Origin of the sequence: Streptomyces sp. NPDC002564 (assembly GCF_042889645.1) — a bacterium.
In the GTDB taxonomy this organism is placed as follows: domain Bacteria; phylum Actinomycetota; class Actinomycetes; order Streptomycetales; family Streptomycetaceae; genus Streptomyces.
Genome location: NZ_JBIARE010000012.1, coordinates 81,815 through 102,554 on the forward strand (window position 1 = coordinate 81,815; position 20,740 = coordinate 102,554).

Consider the following 20,740-nt stretch of genomic DNA (forward strand, 5'->3'; position numbering starts at 1 on the left):
CCCCGGGCCCCGCGGCCTGAGCGCCCGCTTAGAAATGCGTCCCGTCTCACACCCCCCACCCGATGACCCACAGCAATACGTGCAGGTAACTTCCCAGTGAGTCCTGCCCCTTCGCCCCTGGAGCGCCCTGATGCCCGAAGCCGTGATCGTCTCCGCCGCCCGCACCCCGATCGGCCGTGCCTTCAAGGGCTCGCTGAAGGACCTGCGGCCGGACGACCTGACCGCCACCATCATCGAGGCCGCCCTCGCCAAGGTCCCCGGGCTCGACCCCAGGGACATCGACGACCTGATGCTCGGCTGCGGCCTCCCCGGCGGCGAGCAGGGCCACAACCTGGGCCGCATCGTGGCCGTGCAGATGGGCATGGACCACCTCCCGGGCTGCACCATCACCCGGTACTGCTCGTCCTCCCTGCAGACCAGCCGCATGGCCCTGCACGCCATCAAGGCGGGCGAGGGCGACGTGTTCATCTCCGCGGGCGTGGAGATGGTCTCGCGGAGCGTGAAGGGCACCTCCGACGGCCTGCCCGACACCCACAACCCGTTCTTCGCCGACGCCGAGGCCCGCACCGCGGCCGTCGCCCAGACCGAGGGCTCGTCCTGGCACGACCCGCGCCAGGACGGCCTGGTCCCCGACGCGTACATCGCGATGGGCCAGACCGCGGAGAACCTGGCCCGCAGCAAGGGCGTCACCCGCCAGGACATGGACGAGTTCGGCGTGCGCTCGCAGAACCTCGCCGAGGAAGCCATCAAGAACGGCTTCTGGGAGCGCGAGATCACCCCGGTCACCACCCCCGACGGCACCGTCGTCAGCAAGGACGACGGCCCGCGCGCGGGAGTCACCCTGGAGGGCGTGCAGGGCCTCAAGCCCGTCTTCCGCCCCGACGGCCTGGTCACCGCGGGCAACTGCTGTCCGCTGAACGACGGCGCGGCCGCCCTCGTGATCATGAGCGACACCAAGGCCCGTGAGCTCGGCCTGACCCCGCTCGCCCGCATCGTCTCCACCGGCGTCACCGGCCTCTCCCCCGAGATCATGGGCCTCGGCCCGGTCGAGGCGTCCAGGCAGGCCCTCTCCCGCGCCGGCCTCACCGTCGACGACATCGACCTCTTCGAGATCAACGAGGCCTTCGCCGCCCAGGTGATCCCCTCGTACCGCGACCTGAACATCCCGCTGGACAAGCTGAACGTGAACGGCGGCGCGATCGCGGTCGGCCACCCCTTCGGCATGACCGGCGCCCGCATCACCGGCACGCTCATCAACTCCCTCCAGTTCCACGACAAGCAGTTCGGCCTGGAGACGATGTGCGTGGGCGGCGGCCAGGGCATGGCCATGGTCATCGAGCGCCTCAGCTGACCCCCGGAAAACCCCGGTCCCCGCTGACTCAGCGTGCGCCGGGCTGACGCTCCGTCGCTGCATCACTTCGTGACCCAATCTCCCCCAGGATGTGACCTATCTCCTGGGGGAGATACATATGCCCAGCTCAGAGCACATCTGTGGGTAAACCCCGGGCCCAAAGACCTGTCCAATTCGTGACGTAATGCACTGACAGGTGGATCGTGCAGGCTTCAAGCTGATGTAGGAAGTCGGGGGTCGACTTGAAACCGGGAGTACGTCAGTGAGCGCCTTGCCTCTTGCCCTGCTGCTCTCCACGGCCGCTGCCACGGCCGTGGGCGTCGCTGCCCTGCACGCGGTGCACGGCCTGCGGAAGCAGCTCGCCGAGATCACAGCCCTGCACACCGAGCTGGCCGAAAGCCGTGCCCTGAGCGGTCCGCACCCCACGGTGCCGGGCGCCCGCGGCACGCTGGACACGGACGAGATACGCGCGGCCGTGACCGAGGCGCTCGCCGAGGAGCGCGAGCGCGAGCTCGCCGAGGCCCGGGCGTTCTGGGCCGCCCAGGAGGCCCGCGAGGGTGTCGAGGGCCCCGGCCTGCTCGGTGGCCTGACCGGCCTGCCCGAGGGCATCGCCGACGAGCTGTTCCTGCCCCGCCAGGCGGACTTCGCCGGCCTCGAGGCGGACAGCCTGGAGCCGGTCGCCGAGTCCTTCGCGGACCCGGCCGTCACCGACGAATTCGCCGGGGACTCGCCGGAGTTGGCCGCGGCCCGCCGCCGCCACCCCTCGCACCCGGACTTCGTGCCGGTGCAGTCGCCCGCCGCCGAGGGGCACGGCGACCACGAGCGCACGGTGGCGTGTCTGGAGGAGCTGGCCGACGCCCGCACCGCCCTCGCCGACGTCCGCCCCGGCCCGCTGGGCACCCTGGACGTGTACGTCTTCGCCGACGGCACGACGCTGTGCATGACCCCGGGGCACCGGGAGACCGCGGAGCTGCTCGCGACCGCGCTGCGCGAGGGCCGCACCCCGTTCCTGCTGGGCGGCTCCGGCATCTCCGGCGCGTACGCCCTGACCTTCGAGTGCGGCTCGGAGAACATCTACATCCTGGCCGACCGCGTCATCGCCTCGGTCTGACGGACAGGGCCGAGGTCGCTCAGACCCCGGCCCGCTTCTGTGCCTCCTCCACCAGCTCCAGCGCCCGCGCCAGCTCCTCGGGGTCCGTGAGGACCAGGGCGAGGTCGCGCCCGGCGACGGTGATCTGGTCGGCCGCGGCGAACATCCCCGCGTCCGGCATCTGCCGCGGCTCCGCTTCCGGTTCCTCGATGCGCTGCGTGCGCAGCGCCAACTCGCGGGCCAGGGCGAGCGCTTCGGTCGCCGCCCCGCGCTGCAGGCGGCTCTGCGGCGCGGCCCGCAGGCGGTCGGCGAAATGGTCCACTGCGGCCGTCAAAGGCGTCGTATCGAGCACCCCGCGACCTTATGCGCCTTTCCGGGACTGTTGCCAACGTCCCAACCCTCAGGCACGGTGTCGTGAAGGACGGAACACATCGCGACGCGTCCGGAGGCGCCGATGTCCCAAGTCTTCTCCGAGGAGACCCACCGCAACCTGCTCGCCCGAATCCCCCAATGCACCGGTCGTGAAGTGTCCGACTGGCTCCGCGCCGTGGAGGACGGCCCCTCTCTCTTCCGTTTCGAGGAGAAGGTCAGCTGGCTCCGCGCCGAACACAACCTCGCGTACGGCCACGCGAAGGCGATCATCCACGAGTACGACCTCAGGCGGGCCGCCCGCAACCTGCTCTGACCGGCCCGACCTGCGTTCATCCCTCACACCCGTCCCTCACACACGACGGCGAAGGGCCCGCGGACCGTTTCCGGTCCGCGGGCCCTTCGGTCGTGCGTCACGCGTCTCAGCCATGGGCCGAGAAGTCTCAGTCGTTGCCCGAGAAGATCGCGATCAGGCGCAGGAACTCCATGTAGATCCAGACGAGCGTCATCGTCAGACCGAACGCGGCGAGCCAGGCCTCTTCCTTCGGCGCTCCGTAAGCGATGCCGTCCTCGACCTGCTTGAAGTCCAGGGCCAGGAAGCACGCGCCGAGCAGGATGCCGACGATGCCGAACACGATGCCGAGGCCGCCGCTGCGGAAGCCGAGGCCGTCACCGCCGCCGAAGACCATGAACAGCAGGTTCACGGCGGTCAGCAGCAGGAAGCCCATCGCCGCGGCCATCACGAAGCCGTAGAAGCGACGGTTGACGCGGATCCAGCCCGCCTTGTACGCCACGAGGACGCCGATGAAGACGGCCATCGTGCCGAGGACGGCCTGCATGGCCGCGCCGCTCGCGATGCGGTTGTCCACGACGCTGGAGACGACGCCGAGGAAGACACCCTCCAGCGCCGCGTACGTCAGGATCAGCGCGGGCGAGGCCTTGCGCTTGAAGGCCTGGACGAGGCCGAGCACCATCGCGACGAGGCCGGCGCCGATCGCGATGCCGTAGGACTTGCTGATGTTCGCGTCGTCGACCGGCAGCAGCGCCCAGGCGATGGCGGCCGTGACCACCAGCGTGCCGAGCGTGGTGGCGGTCCGCAGGACGACGTCGTCCATCGTCATGCGGGACGCCGAGGGCGCCTGGGGGACGCCGTGCTGCACGTCCTGCTGGGCGTACGGGTTGGTGGCGTAGGGGGTGCCCGCGGCCTGCTGACCACCGGCGTACGGATTGCCCTGCGCGTACGGGTTGCCCTGCTGGGTCTGGGTCGCGGCTGCGGGTCCCCCGGCCTGCGGCTGCTGGCCGAAGCCGGCGAAGCCGTTGTCGCGGCTGAACCCCCGTCGCGAGAAGACCGGGTTACTGCTCCTCATTTCACTCCTCCATGGCCACCGTGCGTGGCTTTGGTACAAGAGTAATGCGTAGGCAAAGGGATGGGCCTAGTGCCTGGGGAGGATCTTTCCCTCACTGTGACGGAGAACGCGTGACGAGGGCCGCACTGTTCCCGGATCGGTACCGTTCCGCCGCTCGGGTGGCCCGGGCGGGACCCGGGTGGGAGGAGAGTGGCTCACGGGGCTCGGGCGACGGGGTGCCCGGGGGCGGCGGCCCACGGCTCGGGCGACGCGGCGACGGGGGCGATGCGGTGACGCTCGGTGTCCGCTCTCTCACCCGGCCGCCCGTACCCGGTCGTCGCGCGCGGGTGCCGAGCGGTCCCGCGGCGGAGTGCTTGACGCGCCGTCAGGCATATGCGGATGTGCCCGGAGCCGGACTCGAACCGGCACGCCCCCGAGGGGCAGCGAGGTTTAAGCTCGCCGTGTCTGCATTCCACCATCCGGGCAGGCCATGTGGGCTCCGCGTCGAGGCTTCGACCCTATCGGGAGGCGTCCCCCGCACAGCGGGCGGGCAGACCGATGTTGTCTTATTTTATTGACGCCTGAGGGAGCATCAGTCCGCCGCACGCCCCATCGGTACTTGCCGGAGGCCCATCCCTGGGCCCGCCCTGTCTCGTGGGCCTCTGCGCGGAATGACGGAATTTAGCCGTCCGGACGTTCCCGGTCCCGCTTTCTCCTCCTTTCCGCCCCGAGTCCGCCTTGAGCCGTTCTCGAGGCGTCCGGGAGTTCGGCGGCATCAGGGACGCTCCTCATCCCCAGGTATGACACGGCGGGCCGGAGTCCGACCGGAGAGGGCCACCCGAACCGGAACAGCGGCTGACTACACGGCGCCGATCGGGCAAGAGGATGGACTACGTCCCCACTCGTCGTCCCGACAGGAGCACCGTCCCGTGACCACCACCCCCTTCGCCGCCCGCGCCACCACCGTGGCCGCGCGTGCCACGGACCTCTCCAAGGTGTACGGACAGGGCGAGACCCAGGTGGTCGCCCTGGACCACGTCTCCGTCGACTTCGGGCAGGGCGAGTTCACCGCGATCATGGGCCCCTCGGGCTCCGGCAAGTCGACCCTCATGCACTGCGTGGCCGGCCTGGACAGCTTCAGCTCCGGCTCCGTGCGCATCGGCGAGACCGAGCTGTCCACGCTGAAGGACAAGCAGCTCACCAAGCTCCGCCGGGACAAGATCGGCTTCATCTTCCAGGCGTTCAACCTGCTGCCGACGCTGACGGCGCTGGAGAACATCACGCTGCCGATGGACATCGCGGGCCGCAAGCCGAACCGCCAGTGGGTCGAACAGGTCATCGAGATGGTCGGCCTCTCCGGGCGCCTGAGCCACCGGCCCACCGAGCTCTCCGGCGGCCAGCAGCAGCGCGTGGCCGTGGCCCGCGCCCTGGCCTCCCAGCCGGAGATCATCTTCGGTGACGAGCCCACCGGAAACCTCGACTCGCGCTCGGGCGCGGAGGTCCTGGGCTTCCTGCGCAACTCCGTGCGCGACCTCGGCCAGACCGTCGTGATGGTCACGCACGACCCGGTCGCCGCGTCGTACGCGGACCGCGTGATCTTCCTCGCGGACGGGCGGGTCGTGGACGAGATGCACGGGCCGACGGCGGACGGGGTGCTCGACCGGATGAAGCACTTCGACGCGAAGGGCCGCACGAGCTAGTGGCCGCCCGGCCGCAGGCGGTTCCCTCTCCGCCTGCCCGGCCGGGCATGTGTGTCGGGACCGCTGCGGGCCGGTCGTGGCTCGTCGCGCAGTTCCCCGCGCCCCTGGAGAGGCCCCTGCGGGCCCTCCTCCCCCTCTCCTCACCCTGGACTCACACCCATGTTCCGTACCGCCCTGCGCAACGTGCTCGCGCACAAGGCCAGGCTGCTGATGACCGTGCTCGCCGTCATGCTCGGCGTCGCCTTCGTCTCCGGCACCCTGGTCTTCACCGACACCTTCGGCAACGCCTACAAGAACAAGTCGGCGAAGAGCTTCGACCACGTCTCCGTCGCCGTCCGGCCCGACGGCGGCTCCTCCTCCGACGACGGCGAGACCAAGGGCCCGGCCCGGCTCACCGACGGCCTCCTGAAGAAGGCCGGGTCGCTGCCCGGTACCGACTCCGCCATCGGCGCCGTCTCCGGCTTCACCGCGCTCGCCGACAAGGACGGCAAGCTGGTGGGCGGCGAGTGGGGCACCACCGGCGCCAACTACTACCCGGGCAAGGACGGCAAGGACCCGCGCTACGACTTCGCCAAGGGCGGCGCCCCGAAGTCCGCCGGTGACATCGCGCTGGACTCCCGCACGGCGGCACGCACCGGCTACCAGGTCGGCGACAGCGTCCGCTACTCCACCGACGGGCCGGTGCGCACCGCCAAGGTCAGCGGCATCTTCGACACCGACGACGGCAGCGTCGTCGCGGGCGGCAGCCTCGTCGTCCTCGACAACAAGACCGCCCTCAAGGCCCTGAACAAGTCCGAGTACGACGAGATCGACGTCAAGGCCGCCGCGGGCACCTCCGAGACGGCGCTCAAGGACTCCGTCGAGAAGATCCTGCCCAAGGACACCGAGGCGGTCACCGGCGCCCGGCTCTCCGCCGACCAGGACCGCATGATCGAGCAGCAGACCAGCTCGATGAGCCAGGTCCTGCTGATCTTCGCCGGCATCGCGCTCTTCGTCGGCATCTTCATCATCGCCAACACCTTCACCATGCTGGTCGCCCAGCGCACCAAGGAGCTCGCGCTGATGCGCGCCGTCGGCGCCTCGCGCCGCCAGGTGACGCGCTCGGTGCTCATCGAGGCCTTCCTGGTCGGCCTGATCGCCGCCGTGGCCGGCTTCGGGCTCGGCATCGGCGTCTCGGTCGGCCTGCAGGCCCTGATGAACTCCGGCGGCGCCTCGCTGCCGGACGGCCCCCTGGTGATCGCGCCGACCACGATCGTCGTGGCGCTGGTCATCGGCGTGTGCGTGACCATGCTGGCCGCCTGGCTGCCGGGCCGCCGCGCCGCGAAGATCCCGCCGGTCGCCGCGATGAACAGCGTCCACGCGACGCCCACCACGCGCGGCCTGGTCGTGCGCAACACCCTCGGCTCGCTGATCGCCGCCCTCGGCACGGTCCTGCTGTTCATGGACGACAACTACGTGAAGGCGGCCGGCGCGGGCACCATCCTGGTCGGCGTCATCGTGCTCACCCCGCTGCTGTCGCGGCCCTTCATCGCCGCCTCCGCGCCGCTCCTGAAGCCGTTCGGGGTCACCGGCAAGCTGTCCCGCCTGAACTCGGTGCGCAACCCGCGCCGCACGGCCTCCACGGCCGCGGCCCTGATGATCGGCCTGACCCTCATCACCGCGATGACGGTCATCGCGACCTCCATGGGCAGCGCCATCAACAAGATGGCGGCGGGCTCCCTGAAGGCCGACTACAGCGTCTCCATGGCGAACTTCCAGCCGCTGACCCCGGAGGTCCGCGAGAAGATCGACAAGCTCCCCGACGTCGAGGCGAGCAGCCCGCTGCGCACCGCCTACGGCGAGGTCGACGGCAGCTACACGAACATCAACGGCGTCGACCCCAAGACCTTCGGCAAGCTCGTCGGCCTCGACCTCACCAGCGGCTCGGCGGACGACCTGAAGGCCGGCACCGCGCTGGTCGACGCGGACACCGCCAAGGACAAGGGCCTCAAGGCGGGCGACACCTTCCCGCTGAAGTTCGACGACGACGGCAAGACGGTCCGGCTGAAGGTCGCGGGCGTCTACGAGAGCAACGAGATGCTCGGCGGCCTGTTCACGCCGACGTCCGTGGTCGACCCGCACGTCTCCAAGGTGGTCGACAAGCAGGTCCTGGTGAAGATGAAGGGCGGCACGTCGGACCGGGCCGAGGACGCCATCGTCAAGGCGCTCGGCGACAACCCGGCGATCACCATCCAGGACAAGGACGCGATCAGCAACGCGGTCGCGGGCGGCATCAACATGATCCTGAACATGCTGTACGGCCTGCTCGCGATGGCCATCCTGATCGCGGTGCTCGGCGTCATCAACACGCTGGCCATGTCGGTCTTCGAGCGCAAGCACGAGATCGGCATGCTGCGGGCCATCGGCCTCGACCGGGCGAAGGTCAAGCAGATGGTGCGCCTGGAGTCGGTGGTGATCTCCCTGTTCGGCGCGGTGCTCGGCATCGGGCTCGGCCTCTTCATGGGCTGGGCCGTGGGCGGCGGCATCGCCGAGAAGGTCCCCACCTACGCCATGGAGGTCCCGGTCGGCCGGATCGCGATCTTCCTGGTGATCGCGGCGGCGGTCGGTGTCCTCGCGGCCATGTGGCCCGCCCGCAGCGCGGCCCGGCTGAACCCGCTGATGGCGATCAAGAGCGAGTAGCTCCCGCCGGGGGCGACCGCCGAAGGGCCCCGGACGGGGAATCCCGTCCGGGGCCCTTCGGCGTGTCCGGCACTTCGCCGCCGCGCGGCTCGTCCTCAGGCGCCGGACGGCCCGGTCACCGGTCCCGCCAGTCCCTGGTGCGCAGGGGCAGGCCCGCGGCGCCGTCCTGAGGGGTCTTCACCGCGAGGACCTGGTTGACGCCGATGCGGTTGCGCTCGAAGGCGAGCGCGGAGGCGGCCATGTAGAGCCGCCAGACGCGCGCCCGGCCGGGCGAGGTCAGCCGCTGCCCCTGAGCCCAGTGCGCCTCCAGGTTCGCCACCCAGCCCCGCAGCGTGAGGGCGTAGTGCTCGCGCAGCGACTCCAGGTCGCGGACCTCGAAGCCGGCCCGCTCCAGCAGGGTGACCGTGCTGCCCACGGGCGCGAGCTCCCCGTCGGGAAAGACGTACGCGTCGATGAACTCGTCCACCGCGTACGCCGACTCGTCGGCCTGCGGGCGCCGGGCGATCTGGTGGTTCAGGAGCCGTCCGCCGGGCTTGAGGAGGGCGTACAGGTCCTGCGCGTACTCCAGGTAGCGCTCGGCGCCGACGTGTTCGGCCATGCCGATGGAGCTGATCGCGTCGTACGGGCCGTCCCGCACGTCGCGGTAGTCCTGGACGCGGATCTCGATCCGGTCGGTCAGCCCCTCCTCGGCGATCCGCTTCCTGGCGTACGCGGCCTGCTCCTGGGAGAGGGTGACGCCGACGACGGTCACGCCGTGCTCGCGGGCCGCGTGGACGGCCATGGAGCCCCAGCCGCAGCCGACGTCCAGCAGCCGCATGCCGGGCCGCAGGCCGAGCTTGCGGCAGACGAGGTCGAGCTTGCCGCGCTGGGCGTCCTCCAGGGTGGACCCGGGCGACTCCCAGTAGGCGCACGAGTAGACCATCGAGGGGCCGAGCACCAGCTCGTAGAAGTCGTTGCCGACGTCGTAGTGGTGGCTGATGGCCCGGCGGTCGCTGCGCTTGGTGTGCAGGTGGAGACGGCCGCGTCGGCGCGTCTCCTCGGGCGGCGGGGCGGGCGGCAGGAAGGGCGCGGAGAGGGCGACCAGCGAGCGGATCGCGGCCCGCACCTTCGGGTCGCGCAGCGACTCACGCAGGCTCCGCGCGTCCTCGCCGCGCTCCCAGATGAACCCGGCCATCAGGTCCAGGGTCCGGTAGAGGTCGCCGTCGACGTCCAGGTCGCCGGCCACCCAGGCGCGGGCCAGGCCCAGCTCGCCCGGCTTCCACAGCAGGTGCCGCAGGGCGCGGCGGTCGCGCACGACCAGGACGGGGGCGCCCGGCGGCCCCGCCTCCGACCGGTCCCAGGCGCGGATGCGCACCGGCAGCGGGGCTCCGATGAGCTGCTCGGCGAGATTCTTCAGCCGCAGTGCGGCGTCCTGCATGACGCACACCTCCGAAGTGAACGGTCCGACACCACGTAAACACCAAAGGGTCGGGTGCGCAGTCCCGGTGCGGCGTCACGGATCGGCAAAATAGATGGTTCAGGCATCTACTTCGGTCCGGGAACGCCGAAGGGGGCCGCCCGCACCACGGATGGCGGACGGCCCCCTTCGGGGTGGATCAGTGACGCGAGGTCAGGAGGCCTTCGCCCGCTCCTCGGTCTTCACCGCGGGCGCCGGCTCGGCGGCGACCGGCGGCTTCGGGGCGGGCTTGGCCGCCTCGTAGAACTCCTCGCGCGGTGCCTCGAGGGCACCCAGCGAGACGACCTCGCGCTTGAGGAACATGGCGAGCGTCCAGTCCGCGAAGACGCGGATCTTGCGGTTGAACGTCGGCATCGCCATGCCGTGGTACGCGCGGTGCATGTACCAGGCGAGACGGCCCTTGAGCTTGATCTTCATCTTGCCCATGACGATCATCGCGACGCCCTTGTGCAGGCCGAGACCGGCGACCGCACCCTTGTTGGCGTGGCTGTACTCCTTCTGCGGGAAGCCCCGCATGCCGGAGATCACGTTGTCGCCGAGGACCTTGGCCTGGCGCAGCGCGTGCTGGGCGTTCGGCGGGCACCAGGCGTTCTCGTTGCCGGCCTTGCGGCCGACCATGTCCGGCACCTGGGCGTTGTCGCCCGCGGCCCAGATGTAGTCGGTGCCCTGGACCTGGAGGGTCGTCTGGGTGTCGACGTGGCCACGGGGGCCGAGCGGCAGACCGAAGCGGGACAGCGCCGGGTTGGGCTTGACGCCCGCGGTCCACACGATGGTGTTGGAGTCGACCTCGAGGCCGTTGTTCAGGACCACGTGGCCGTCCACGCAGGAGTCCATGCCGGTCTTCAGGTAGACCTCGACGCCGCGGCCTTCCAGGTGCTCCTTGCCGTACTGGCCGAGCTTGGGACCGACCTCGGGGAGGATCTTGTCCGCGACGTCGACGAGGACGAAGCGCATGTCCTCGCGCTTGACGTTGCTGTAGTACTTGGCCGCGTCGCGGGCCATGTCCTCGACCTCGCCGATGGTCTCCGCACCCGCGAAGCCACCGCCGACGAAGACGAAGGTCAGCGCCTTGCGGCGGACGTCCTCGTCCTTCGTGGAGTCGGCCTTGTCGAGCTGCTCGAGGACGTGGTTGCGCAGGCCGATGGCCTCCTCGACGCCCTTCATGCCGATGCCCTGCTCGGCGAGGCCGGGGATCGGGAAGGTGCGGGAGACCGCGCCCATCGCGATGACCAGGTAGTCGAAAGGCAGCTCGTACGCCTCGCCGACGAGCGGCGCGATCGTGGCGACCTTGCGGTCCTGGTCGATGGTGGTGACCCGGCCGGTGAGGACCTCGGCCCTCGGCAGTACGCGTCGCAGCGGTACGACGACGTGCCGAGGCGAGATGCTGCCGGCGGCGGCTTCGGGCAGGAAGGGCTGGTAGGTCATGTACGACCGGGGGTCGACGACCGTGACGGTCGCCTCTCCGAAGCGCATCTTCTTGAGAATGCGCCGAGCTGCGTACAGGCCTACGTACCCACCGCCTACTACGAGGATCCTGGGACGCTCCGTGGTGCTCATGCCATCGAGTATCCACCTGCCCGCCGGGGGTCGCTCGTGCGCCCCTTCACAAGCATGCGCACCCCCTCTGCTACACTTCGCCGCCCACGTGACCGAGGTCATGGTGACGGCGGGGAACCAGGACGGCACGCGAGTCGTTGTCCACCCCTCGTGAGCTGCGCTCCGAGGCCCCGCGGGGGACGGACCGGCCGGCCGCGCAACACGGGCGACACCCGCGCGAAGCGCTCCGGTCACACGCCGTGGAGGCCCCACGGACCCCGTTCGGGGGTCCCACGCCCCCGAACCTCGCCCATCGGGGCCCTTTTCCTTGTGAAGAACTTCACGAAGTTTTCCGACGGAGTGTCGCCGGAGGGCCTTTCGACCCCCCTGGCGACCGCTCAGACGCTACAGGACGCGCTCAGGCGTACCCCCTGGCGGGCCCGCGGCGGGCCCTCAGGCGAGGGACCAGCCGATGCCGTCGAGGATGTCGTGCTCGCTGACGACGACCTCCCGCGCGGCGACCCTGTCCATGATCGCGAGCAGCACGAGCGCGCCCGACGCGATGACGTCGACACGGCCCGGGTGCATCACCGGGATCGCGGCGCGCTCGGCGTGCGTGGCGTGCGTCAGCCGCTCCACGATGGCGCCGACCTGCTCGTAGGAGATCCGGGCGTGGTGGATCGCCCGCCAGTCGTAGGTGTCGAGGCCGAGCGCGATGGCCGCGATCGTGGTGACGGATCCGGCCAGGCCCACCAGGGTGCGCGCCTCCTTGAGCGGAACGGTCCGCTCGGCGAGGTCCAGGGCCGCCTCGATGTCCGTGCGGATGGCCTCCAGCTGCGCCTCGGTCGGCGGGTCGGTGACGACTCCGTCGCGTACGAGGTGGCGCTCGGTCATCCGCACGCAGCCGACGTCGACGGAGCGGGCCGCCGCCACCCGCTCCACGCCGACCACGAACTCCGTGGACCCGCCGCCGATGTCCACGACCAGGTACGGCGTGGCGAGGTCGGCGCGGCCGGTCAGCTCCTTGGTCGCCCCCGTGAAGGAGAACTCCGCCTCCTGGTCGCCGGTGATGACCTCCGGCTCGACGCCCAGGATGTCCAGGACGCCGCGGACGAACTCGTCGCGGTTCTCCGCGTCGCGCGAGGCGGAGGTGGCGACGAAGCGGACGCGCTCGGCGCCGTGCTCCTTGATGACCTCGGCGTACTCGCGGCAGGCCGCGAAGGTCCGCTCCAGCGCCTCGGGGGCGAGCCGCCCGGTCCGGTCGACGTCCTGCCCCAGGCGGACGATCCGCATCCGGCGGTCGAGGTCGACCAGCTCACCGGTGGCCGGATCGGCGTCGGCGACGAGCAGCCGGATGGAGTTGGTGCCGCAGTCGATGGCGGCGACGCGGGTCACGCGGCCCCCTCGGGGGCGCACGGCGTGACGCACGGGCCCTTGGCCCACCACTCGGGCAGCATCGCGAGGGCCTCGTCGCCCAGCGGGTTCACGCCGGGGCCCGCGGCCAGCGAGTGGCCGACCAGGACGTGCAGGCACTTCACGCGGTCCGGCATGCCGCCCGCGCTCGGGAAGCCCTCCAGGACCTCGATGGCGTCCCGGCGCCCGATGTAGTCCTCGTGCGCCTTGCGGTACGCGGCCGCCAGCTCCGGGTCCGTCTTCAGGCGCTCGGACATCTCCTTCATGACGCCGTTGGCCTCGAGGGTGCCGATCGCGGACGCGGCCCGCGGGCACGTCAGGTAGTACGTCGTGGGGAACGGCGTGCCGTCCGGGAGGCGCGGGGCGGTCTCGACGACGTCCGGCTGCCCGCAGGGGCAGCGGTGCGCGATGGCCCGCAGGCCGCGCGGCGGGCGGCCGAGCTGCTGCTTGAAGGCCTCGACGTCGGCGTCGGTCGGCTCGGTGCGCTCAGTGGTCGGCGGGGGCGTTTCCATGCCTGTCTTCCGTGTCCTTGGGTCAGTCGTCGGGTCGGTCGGCCTTGTCGACGCCGTCCCAGACGTTCGAGTACCAGGGGCGCGTCGCCGCCCCCTGGTCCGCGCGGCGGCTCTGCGCCGCCGCGGGGTCGATCACCGTGAAGCCGGTCTCGCCCGGCAGCACGTAGTGCAGGCGGTCCCGGATGCGGTGCTCCGCGTACGCGTCGTCCTGCCAGCGGGCCTTCTCGTCGCGCAGCTTCTCGACGTCGGCCCGGTGCTCGGCGCGCTGCCTGCGCAGGTCGTCGACCTCGGCGCGCTGCGACACGTACTGCCGCATCGGGTACGCGAGGGCGACCACGAGGGAGCAGAGCACCAGCGCGAGCAGGGCCGCGCGGCCGGTGAGCCGGGAGCGGCGCGCCTGGCGCTTGGTCTGGGAGCGGTAGACCCGCTCGGCGGTCTGCTCACCGAGCAGCCGCAGGCGGGTCGCCGTGGAGAACCGGTCCTTGGTCCCGGCCTTGGGCATGGTTCCGCCTCCCCAGAGCAGCGCGTATACGTACGTACGTCCCCGCACACGGTACGGGACCGGGTGCGGGGACGTAGGTAACTACGTGGCGCTAAGAGCTCAGCCCTTGAAGCGCGGGAAGGCGCTGCGGCCGGCGTAGACCGCGGCGTCGTCCAGGATCTCCTCGATGCGCAGGAGCTGGTTGTACTTGGCGACACGCTCGGAGCGGGCCGGGGCGCCGGTCTTGATCTGGCCGCAGTTGGTGGCGACGGCCAGGTCGGCGATGGTGACGTCCTCGGTCTCGCCGGAGCGGTGCGACATCATGCACTTGAAGCCGTTGCGCTGGGCCATCTCGACGGCGTCCAGGGTCTCGGTCAGCGAACCGATCTGGTTGACCTTGACGAGCAGGGCGTTGGCCGAGTTCTCCTCGATGCCGCGGGCCAGGCGCTCGGGGTTGGTGACGAACAGGTCGTCGCCGACGAGCTGCACCTTGTCGCCGAGCTTCTCGGTGATGACGTTCCAGCCGGCCCAGTCGTCCTCGAACAGCGGGTCCTCGATGGAGACGAGCGGGTACGAGGCGACGAGCTCCTCGTAGTACTCGGTCATCTCGGCGGCCGAGCGGGACTTGCCCTCGAACTCGTACGTGCCGTCCTTGTAGAACTCGGACGCGGCGACGTCGAGGGCGAGCGCGATCTGCTCGCCGGGGACGTAACCGGCCTGCTTGACGGCCTCGAGGATGAGGTCGAGGGCGGCGCGGTTGGAGTCCAGGTTCGGGGCGAAGCCGCCCTCGTCGCCCAGGCCGGTGGACAGGCCCTTGTCCTTCAGGACCTTCTTGAGGGTGTGGTAGACCTCGGTGCCCCAGCGCAGGGCCTCGGAGAAGGACTCCGCGCCGATCGGGGCGATCATGAACTCCTGGATGTCCACGTTCGAGTCGGCGTGCGACCCGCCGTTCAGGATGTTCATCATCGGGACGGGCAGCAGGTGCGCGTTCGGGCCGCCGAGGTAGCGGAACAGCGGCAGGTCGCTGGCCTCGGAGGCGGCGTGCGCGACGGCGAGGGAGACGCCGAGGATGGCGTTGGCGCCGAGCGAGCCCTTGTTGTCGGTGGCGTCCAGGTCGAACATGGCCTGGTCGATCAGGCGCTGCTCGGTGGCGTCGTAGCCGACGAGCTCCGGGCCGATCTGCTCGATGACGGCGAGGACGGCCTTCTCGACACCCTTGCCCTGGTAACGGTTGGGGTCACCGTCACGGAGTTCGATGGCCTCGAAGGCACCGGTGGAGGCACCGGACGGAACGGCGGCACGACCGGTGCTGCCGTCGTCGAGGCCGACCTCGACCTCGACCGTGGGGTTGCCTCGGGAGTCCAGGATTTCCCGGGCTACGACGACGTCGATGGACGGCACGAGCATCTCCTTCTGGGATGTGACGCATTTACGCGAGCCGCTTCGGCCCTGCGTCTCCTGAGCCTAACGGGCTCCGGGGCTTCGGCCAGCCGACCGCCCGTCCCGTGGGACGCGCGCGGGCCCAAATACCCGGGAAACAGGACGGAAGCCCGCGTTTCTACTGGCCGGTAGCTCGCTAGGGGCGAACAGCCGGTGCCCGGCCGCGGGCGGCACCGGACGCGGACATGGCCCCGCCCCGGTGCGTACGGGGGATACGCGCACCGGGGCGGGGAGCCCGTGGGGACGGGGCGGCCGTGCGTCCGCCGAGGCACGGCCGGGAGGGCCGGTCAGCCTCAGCTGAGGTGCAGCTGCTGGCCGGGGTAGATCATGTCGGCGTTGTCGATGATGTCGCCGTTGAGCTTGTAGACCTTGTGCCAGCCGCCCTTGACGTGCTTCGCCTCGGCGATCTTGGACAGGGTGTCGCCCGTCTTGACCTTGTACTCGCCGTCGCCCTTCTTGACCGTCTTGCCGGTCGGGGTCTCGACGGTCTTCTTGCTGTCGGTCTGCGGCGTGGGCTGCGGCTTCGGCGCGGCCTGCTCCTGCGGAGCCTGCTGCTGCGGAGCCTGCTGCGGCTGCGTCTGCTGCGGCTGCGGCTTGGTCTGCTCCTGCTGCGGGGCCTGCTCCTGCGAGCCGCCGCCACCGCCGGAGGCGTTGGAGAGGCCGGTGCCGCAGTTCGGCCAGGCGCCCTTGCCCTGACCGGCCAGGACCTTCTCGCCGATCTCGATCTGCTGGGCCTTGGAGGCCTTGTCGGCGGTCGGCGCGTACTTCGTGCCGCCGTAGGCGGACCAGGTGGACGGCGTGAACTGCAGACCGCCCTGGAAGCCGTTGCCCGTGTTGATCGACCAGTTGCCGCCGGACTCGCACTGGGCGACGGCGTCCCACTCGGAGGCGGTGGCCGCGCTGGCCGAGCCCGCCGCCATCAGCGGGGCGGCGACGGCGGCACCGGTGACGCCGACGAGCGTGGCGACACGGGTGGCCTTGGATGCGCGACGGTGCTTGCCCTTGCCGTTAAGCAGCATGAGTTGATCCCCTACACCGACGCCTGCGAGGTGAGCTGTCGGGTTCGGGCCGATGTGGTTGCCCGGTCGCGCTTCCTTGAGTGCGACTTCACCCCTAGCCGTTCCCGCCCGTCTCCCGGCCTCCCCGCCTTGCGGCTGGTGGCCCTTCAACGGACGGACCCGGCACAAACCTTGGGTCCCCCGCTCCTGCCTACGGCGCTCATGAGCGACGACTGTTCCCGTCCGGCCGTTGGCAGGATTCGGCGTACCGACCGGCGGGGCCCACCAGTGGCGAGCGGTCACGACCGTAGACACGCGCTCGCCGGAATTTCAAAGACGATCAGGGCTTCTGAGACCCATCTCTCACTCGCACCAAACGGGACATACGGCACGAAGTCCCCGGCCGACTCTTCGTCAACTTCCGTTACTTTTCGCCCAGATCGAGGCTCTGACCGGGGAGGATGAGGTCCGGGTCGCCCCCGACGGTCTTCTTGTTCGCGCTGTAGAGCCGGTGCCATCCGCCGTCGACCGCCAGGTCGTCCGCGATGACCGAGAGGTTGTCCCCGGAGCGCACCGTGTACGTCCCGTCGGCGACCTTCCCGGTGCGCTCCGCGCCGCGCGAGGCGTGCCGTCCGGAGCGGCCGTCCGCGCTCTCGCCCTCGTCCGCCCGGTCGCCGCGGTGGCGGCCGGAGGAGCCGTCGGAGGCGTCGCTCCCGCCGGTTCCCGCGGCCTCGCCGGCCTCGTCGGACCCGCCGGCGGGGTCGGCCGAGTCCTCGGGGTCCGGCGAAGTGGAGTCCTTCTCGCCGGACTTGTCGGAGTCGTCCTCGCCCCCGGCGTCGCCCTTGCCGCCCTTTTCGCCGGACTCGTCGTGATTCTTGTCTCCGGCGCCGTCGCCGGAGCCGGGCGTGTCGTCCGCGTCGCCGGACGGGTCCGCGGAGTCCGGGGCGTCACCGGACGGCTCGTCGGTCGCGCCGGACCCCTTGCCGTCCTTCCCGTCCTTGCCGCCCTTGCCGTCCTCGGAGCCCGTGGAGCCCTTCGTGCCCCCGGAGCCCTTCGCGTCCTTGCCGTCGGACCCCTCGGCGTCGCCGGACGGGTCCGAGGGCTGCGGGGTGACCGGGCCGCCCGGGTCCACGTCGGCCGCGGCGCCGCCGTCGGTGAGACCGGCGATCGGGGCGCAGCTCGGCCAGGCCTGCGGACCCTTGGCGTCGAGGATCTTCTCGGCGACGGCGATCTGCTGGGACTTGGAGGCCTGCTCGGCGCTCGGCGCGTACGCGAGGCCGCCGTATCTCTCCCACGTCTCCTGGGAGAGCTGGAGCCCTCCGTAGTACCCGCTGCCGGGGTTCGCGCTCCACGCGCCGCCGCTCTCGCACTCGGCCAGCTTGTCCCACGTGGTGGTGTCCGCGGCGCTGGCGCCGGTGGCGCCCAGCAGCGGGATGGCGATGGCGGATCCGGTGACTCCTGCCGCGACGATGAGGGCCGGGGCTTGGCGGGGGCGTCGGTGACGACCATGGCCGGAGAGCATGCGGTTGCCTTTCAGGAGACTGCTGCGACTACCGGGGCGCCGGGGGCGCCCAAGTCGTCGTGAACGTAGCCGCACTCGAACGCTTGTCACAAGTCGATGCAGCGGAGATCACGTGAAAGTCACATTCCTGACGGACCGTCACCGTGGGCTTCTCCGGGCACCGTCCTCTGTGCGGTCGTGAACTCCACGGGCAGGGTGCGCAGTCCACGCATGATCAGCCCACCACGCCAGCGCAAATCGGCCGGATCCCCCGCGAGTTGCAGGTCGGGAAGGCGGCGCAGCAGCGTCGCGAGCGCGGTCTGCCCCTCCAGGCGGGCCAGCGGGGCGCCCAGGCAGTAGTGGATTCCGTGCCCGTACCCGAGGTGCTGGTTGTCGGTGCGGGAGAGGTCCAGCGTGTCCGGCTCCGCGAACCGCGCGGGGTCGCGGTCGGCGGCGGCGAGCACGACGAGGACGGGGTCGCCCGCGGCGATGTCCTGGCCCCCGATCGTCAGCGCCTCGGTCGCGAACCGCCAGGTGGCGAGCTCGACCGGACCGTCGAAGCGGAGCAGCTCCTCCACGCCGGTCGCCAGCAGCGCGGTGTCGCCGGCCGCCAGCGCCCGCTGCAGCCGTTCGCGCTGCTCGGGGTGGGTGAGCAGGGCGTACGTGCCGTTCCCGATGAGGTTGACGGTGGTCTCGAAACCGGCGAAGAGCAGGATGAAGGCCATCGCCGCGGCCTCGTTCTCGGTGAGGTGCTCGCCGTGGTCGGAGGCGCGGATGAGGCCGGAGATCAGGTCGTCGCCCGGGTCAAGGCGCTTGCGGTGGATGAGCTCGGCGAGATAGCCCCGCATCTTCTTCACCGACCGTGCGACGCCGCCCCGCGGGCCGCCCCCGTGCCGGATCATCATGCCCGCCCAGTCGCGGAAGTCGTCCTGGTCCTCGCGCGGGACGCCGAGCAGGTCGCAGATGGCGTAGATGGGGAGCGGGAAGGCGAACTCGTGGATGAGGTCGGCGCTGCCCTCCGCCACGAACCGGTCGATGAGCCGGTCCGTCAGCTCCTGCACGCGGGGCGCGAACTCGGCGACGCGGCGGGGCGTGAACGCCTTCGCGACGAGGCGGCGCAGCCGGGTGTGGTCCGGCGGGTCGATGTTGAGCAGATGCGTCATCAGCTCGGCCTTGCGCTCGCCGGGGATGCCGGTCTTGCCCTTGGCGTGCGCGGGTTCGGCGTGGTGCGCCGGGTTCTTGCTGAGCCGCTGGTCGGCGAGTGCGTGGCGGGCGTCGGCGTAGCGGGTGACCAGCCAGGCGTCCACGCCGCTGGGCAGCGTGGTGCGGTGCACGGGGGAGTTCTCGCGCAGCCAGGCGTACGCGGGGTAGGGGTCGGTGGCGAACTCCCACGTGAAGAGGTCTGGCCCCTGGGCCTTGGGCGGGTGGGGTGGGGCCGGGGTCTGGCTGGTCTTGTCGGTCACCTCTCGACGGTATCCGGAGGTGGGGTGGTGGCTGTTCGTGGAGTGTTGGGGGCGGGTGGTCTGTGGTTGCCCGCGCCGTTCCCCGCGCCCCTTGGAGGGCTGCCCGCGGGGTGTTGGGTGCGGGTGGGCTGTGGTTGGTTGCGCAGTTCCCCGCGCCCCTTGGAGGGCTGCCCGTCGAGTGTTGAGTGCGGGTGGTTCGTGGTTGCTCGTGCCGTTCCCCGCGCCCCTGGAAGGGCTGCCCGTCGAGTGTTGGGTGCGGGTGGTTCGTGGTTGGTTGCGCCGTTCCCCGCGCCCCTGGAAGGGCTGCCCGTCGAGTGTTGGGTGCGGGTGGTTCGTGGTTGCTCGCGCCGCTTTGGGGGGCTAGTCGGGGGTTTGTTCCTTGGTGAGGATTGCCGTGCGGTAGGTGCGGGCCGCTGCGCGGAGGGACGCTTCCGGGTCCGTGCCTTCCGCCTCGGCCCGGAGGGCAAGGGCCAGGAGGGCGTAGCCGATGCCCTCGCCGGTCGGGACCGGCACGTCGAGGTCCGCCGTGCGGACGCGGGAGGCCAGCTTGGCCGCCAGGGCCAGGGCGGGCTGGCCGAGCGGGATGCCCTCGGTGAGCGACGTGCGCTGCTTCTCCTCGGCCTTCGTGCGCAGCCAGTGCGCCTTGACGTCCTCGGGGGTCTGCGCCGAGTCGTCGCCGAAGACGTGCGGGTGGCGGTGGATGAGCTTGTCGACGATGCCGCCCGCGACGTCGTCCACGGAGAACGCCTCGTCGCCCGGCTCGCCGGACGCCTCCTCGGCGATGCGGGCGTGGAAGACGACCTGCAGCAGGACGTCGCCGAGCTCCTCGCGCAGCTCGTCCCTGTCGCCCTCCTCGATCGCCTCGACCAGCTCGTACGCCTCCTCGATGCCGTACTTCGCGAGGCTCTTGTGGGTCTGCCGCGAGGACCAGGGGCACTCCTCGCGGATCCGGTCCATCACCTGGACCAGGTCGAGCAGCCGGGCACCCGGCAGGTCGTACGAGGCGGGCAGGAGCTCCAGGTCCGGCATGGCGACGCGGCCCGATCCGGCGAGCCTGGCCAGGCCGTCGGTCAGGGCGCGGTCGCCCTCGGCGGTGGCGACGACCAGGACCGTGCGGCCGCCCGCGCAGGCGTCCACCAGCTCCTGCGCGCCGGGCGCCGCCCGCTCGACCCGCACGCCGGCCTCGGCCAGGTAGGGCAGCTGGGGGTGGTCGGCGTCGGCGCAGAGCACCGCGTCGGCGGCGTGCAGCGCCTGCCAGGCGGGCCAGGACAGCAGGCCGGGCGCGACGCGGTGGCTGGTGGTCAGCAGGATGACGCGGCCGGCGGGCGCGTCCGCGGCGTCGGCCGGAGGCGGGGTCTCGGTCTGGTTCACGCCTCGAACGTAACCCAGCCCACCGACAGCACCC

The 20,740-nt window shown here is 71.1% G+C and carries 17 protein-coding genes, 1 tRNA gene and 1 riboswitch; of the genes, 5 read left to right on the top strand and 13 right to left on the bottom strand.

The window, feature by feature from the left end:
- Positions 1-130 precede the first annotated feature (130 nt).
- Both ACFYXE_RS32240 and ACFYXE_RS32245 read left to right on the top strand, forming a co-directional pair.
- Positions 131-1,351: an acetyl-CoA C-acetyltransferase gene (locus ACFYXE_RS32240; protein ID WP_389318708.1), complete on the top strand. Its 1,221-nt coding sequence runs from the start codon at positions 131-133 to the stop codon at positions 1,349-1,351.
- A 262-nt stretch (positions 1,352-1,613) separates the two neighbouring features.
- Positions 1,614-2,462, top strand: coding sequence for a hypothetical protein (locus tag ACFYXE_RS32245; protein WP_389318710.1), 849 nt, complete (start codon positions 1,614-1,616; stop codon positions 2,460-2,462).
- Positions 2,463-2,481: 19 nt separating this feature from the next.
- Here ACFYXE_RS32245 and ACFYXE_RS32250 read toward each other — a convergent pair whose 3' ends face one another.
- Complete coding sequence (locus ACFYXE_RS32250) at positions 2,482-2,793, bottom strand: hypothetical protein (RefSeq protein ID WP_361181025.1); 312 nt, start codon at positions 2,791-2,793, stop codon at positions 2,482-2,484.
- 102 nt (positions 2,794-2,895) lie between these two features.
- Between ACFYXE_RS32250 and ACFYXE_RS32255 the strand changes: the two genes are divergently transcribed.
- Complete coding sequence (locus tag ACFYXE_RS32255; RefSeq protein WP_361181026.1) at positions 2,896-3,126, top strand: DUF4287 domain-containing protein; 231 nt, start codon at positions 2,896-2,898, stop codon at positions 3,124-3,126.
- A gap of 127 nt (positions 3,127-3,253) precedes the next feature.
- On the opposite strand, the gene ACFYXE_RS32260 is transcribed toward ACFYXE_RS32255, so the two are convergent.
- Both ACFYXE_RS32260 and ACFYXE_RS32265 read right to left on the bottom strand, forming a co-directional pair.
- Entirely contained in the window at positions 3,254-4,177 is a 924-nt protein-coding gene (locus ACFYXE_RS32260) for a Bax inhibitor-1/YccA family protein (protein ID WP_389318712.1), read from the bottom strand.
- A 381-nt stretch (positions 4,178-4,558) separates the two neighbouring features.
- Positions 4,559-4,641 (bottom strand) — tRNA-Leu (locus ACFYXE_RS32265).
- Between the two features lie 444 nt (positions 4,642-5,085).
- On the opposite strand from ACFYXE_RS32265, the gene ACFYXE_RS32270 reads away from it, so the two are divergent.
- Both ACFYXE_RS32270 and ACFYXE_RS32275 read left to right on the top strand, forming a co-directional pair.
- Entirely contained in the window at positions 5,086-5,856 is a 771-nt protein-coding gene (locus ACFYXE_RS32270; RefSeq protein ID WP_361181028.1) for an ABC transporter ATP-binding protein, read from the top strand.
- A 159-nt stretch (positions 5,857-6,015) separates the two neighbouring features.
- Positions 6,016-8,535, top strand: coding sequence for an ABC transporter permease (locus ACFYXE_RS32275; protein WP_389318715.1), 2,520 nt, complete (start codon positions 6,016-6,018; stop codon positions 8,533-8,535).
- 115 nt (positions 8,536-8,650) lie between these two features.
- Here the strand turns inward: ACFYXE_RS32275 and ACFYXE_RS32280 are convergent, their stop codons facing one another.
- The 10 genes from ACFYXE_RS32280 to ACFYXE_RS32325 all read right to left on the bottom strand — a co-directional run bounded on the left by ACFYXE_RS32280 (position 8,651) and on the right by ACFYXE_RS32325 (position 20,706).
- Positions 8,651-9,952, bottom strand: a complete 1,302-nt coding sequence (locus ACFYXE_RS32280) for a class I SAM-dependent methyltransferase (protein WP_389318717.1) — start codon at positions 9,950-9,952, stop codon at positions 8,651-8,653.
- Positions 9,953-10,144: 192 nt separating this feature from the next.
- A complete protein-coding gene (locus ACFYXE_RS32285) occupies positions 10,145-11,548 on the bottom strand; it encodes an NAD(P)/FAD-dependent oxidoreductase (RefSeq protein WP_361177088.1) in 1,404 nt (467 codons plus the stop codon).
- A 432-nt stretch (positions 11,549-11,980) separates the two neighbouring features.
- Complete coding sequence (locus ACFYXE_RS32290; RefSeq protein WP_389318719.1) at positions 11,981-12,922, bottom strand: exopolyphosphatase; 942 nt, start codon at positions 12,920-12,922, stop codon at positions 11,981-11,983.
- Positions 12,919-13,452 (bottom strand): DUF501 domain-containing protein, encoded by a 534-nt coding sequence (locus ACFYXE_RS32295; protein ID WP_361177092.1) that lies wholly within the window; start codon positions 13,450-13,452, stop codon positions 12,919-12,921. Before ACFYXE_RS32295 ends, ACFYXE_RS32290 begins: the two co-directional genes overlap by 4 nt.
- A 22-nt stretch (positions 13,453-13,474) precedes the next feature.
- Positions 13,475-13,954: a septum formation initiator family protein gene (locus ACFYXE_RS32300; RefSeq protein WP_389318722.1), complete on the bottom strand. Its 480-nt coding sequence runs from the start codon at positions 13,952-13,954 to the stop codon at positions 13,475-13,477.
- 99 nt (positions 13,955-14,053) lie between these two features.
- Positions 14,054-15,334, bottom strand: coding sequence for a phosphopyruvate hydratase (eno, locus tag ACFYXE_RS32305; RefSeq protein ID WP_361177096.1), 1,281 nt, complete (start codon positions 15,332-15,334; stop codon positions 14,054-14,056).
- A 332-nt stretch (positions 15,335-15,666) separates the two neighbouring features.
- Positions 15,667-16,392, bottom strand: coding sequence for a transglycosylase family protein (locus ACFYXE_RS32310; RefSeq protein WP_389318724.1), 726 nt, complete (start codon positions 16,390-16,392; stop codon positions 15,667-15,669).
- A gap of 4 nt (positions 16,393-16,396) precedes the next feature.
- Positions 16,397-16,600: riboswitch (cyclic di-AMP (ydaO/yuaA leader) on the bottom strand.
- A gap of 195 nt (positions 16,601-16,795) precedes the next feature.
- Positions 16,796-17,893 carry a transglycosylase family protein gene (locus ACFYXE_RS32315; RefSeq protein ID WP_389318726.1) on the bottom strand — a complete coding sequence of 366 codons (1,098 nt, stop codon included), beginning with the start codon at positions 17,891-17,893 and terminating at the stop codon, positions 16,796-16,798.
- Between the two features lie 119 nt (positions 17,894-18,012).
- Positions 18,013-19,335, bottom strand: coding sequence for a cytochrome P450 (locus ACFYXE_RS32320; protein ID WP_389318728.1), 1,323 nt, complete (start codon positions 19,333-19,335; stop codon positions 18,013-18,015).
- A gap of 360 nt (positions 19,336-19,695) precedes the next feature.
- Positions 19,696-20,706 (bottom strand): nucleoside triphosphate pyrophosphohydrolase, encoded by a 1,011-nt coding sequence (locus ACFYXE_RS32325; RefSeq protein WP_389318730.1) that lies wholly within the window; start codon positions 20,704-20,706, stop codon positions 19,696-19,698.
- Positions 20,707-20,740: the final 34 nt, after the last annotated feature.

Coding starts and splice junctions, on each gene's coding strand:
- ACFYXE_RS32240 (WP_389318708.1), top strand. CDS start 131: ATGCCCGAAGCCGTGATCGTCTCCGCCGCCCGCACCCCGATCGGCCGT.
- ACFYXE_RS32255 (WP_361181026.1), top strand. CDS start 2,896: ATGTCCCAAGTCTTCTCCGAGGAGACCCACCGCAACCTGCTCGCCCGA.
- ACFYXE_RS32260 (WP_389318712.1), bottom strand. CDS start 4,177: ATGAGGAGCAGTAACCCGGTCTTCTCGCGACGGGGGTTCAGCCGCGAC.
- ACFYXE_RS32275 (WP_389318715.1), top strand. CDS start 6,016: ATGTTCCGTACCGCCCTGCGCAACGTGCTCGCGCACAAGGCCAGGCTG.
- ACFYXE_RS32280 (WP_389318717.1), bottom strand. CDS start 9,952: ATGCAGGACGCCGCACTGCGGCTGAAGAATCTCGCCGAGCAGCTCATC.
- ACFYXE_RS32285 (WP_361177088.1), bottom strand. CDS start 11,548: ATGAGCACCACGGAGCGTCCCAGGATCCTCGTAGTAGGCGGTGGGTAC.
- ACFYXE_RS32295 (WP_361177092.1), bottom strand. CDS start 13,452: ATGGAAACGCCCCCGCCGACCACTGAGCGCACCGAGCCGACCGACGCC.
- ACFYXE_RS32300 (WP_389318722.1), bottom strand. CDS start 13,954: ATGCCCAAGGCCGGGACCAAGGACCGGTTCTCCACGGCGACCCGCCTG.
- ACFYXE_RS32310 (WP_389318724.1), bottom strand. CDS start 16,392: ATGCTGCTTAACGGCAAGGGCAAGCACCGTCGCGCATCCAAGGCCACC.
- ACFYXE_RS32315 (WP_389318726.1), bottom strand. CDS start 17,893: ATGCTCTCCGGCCATGGTCGTCACCGACGCCCCCGCCAAGCCCCGGCC.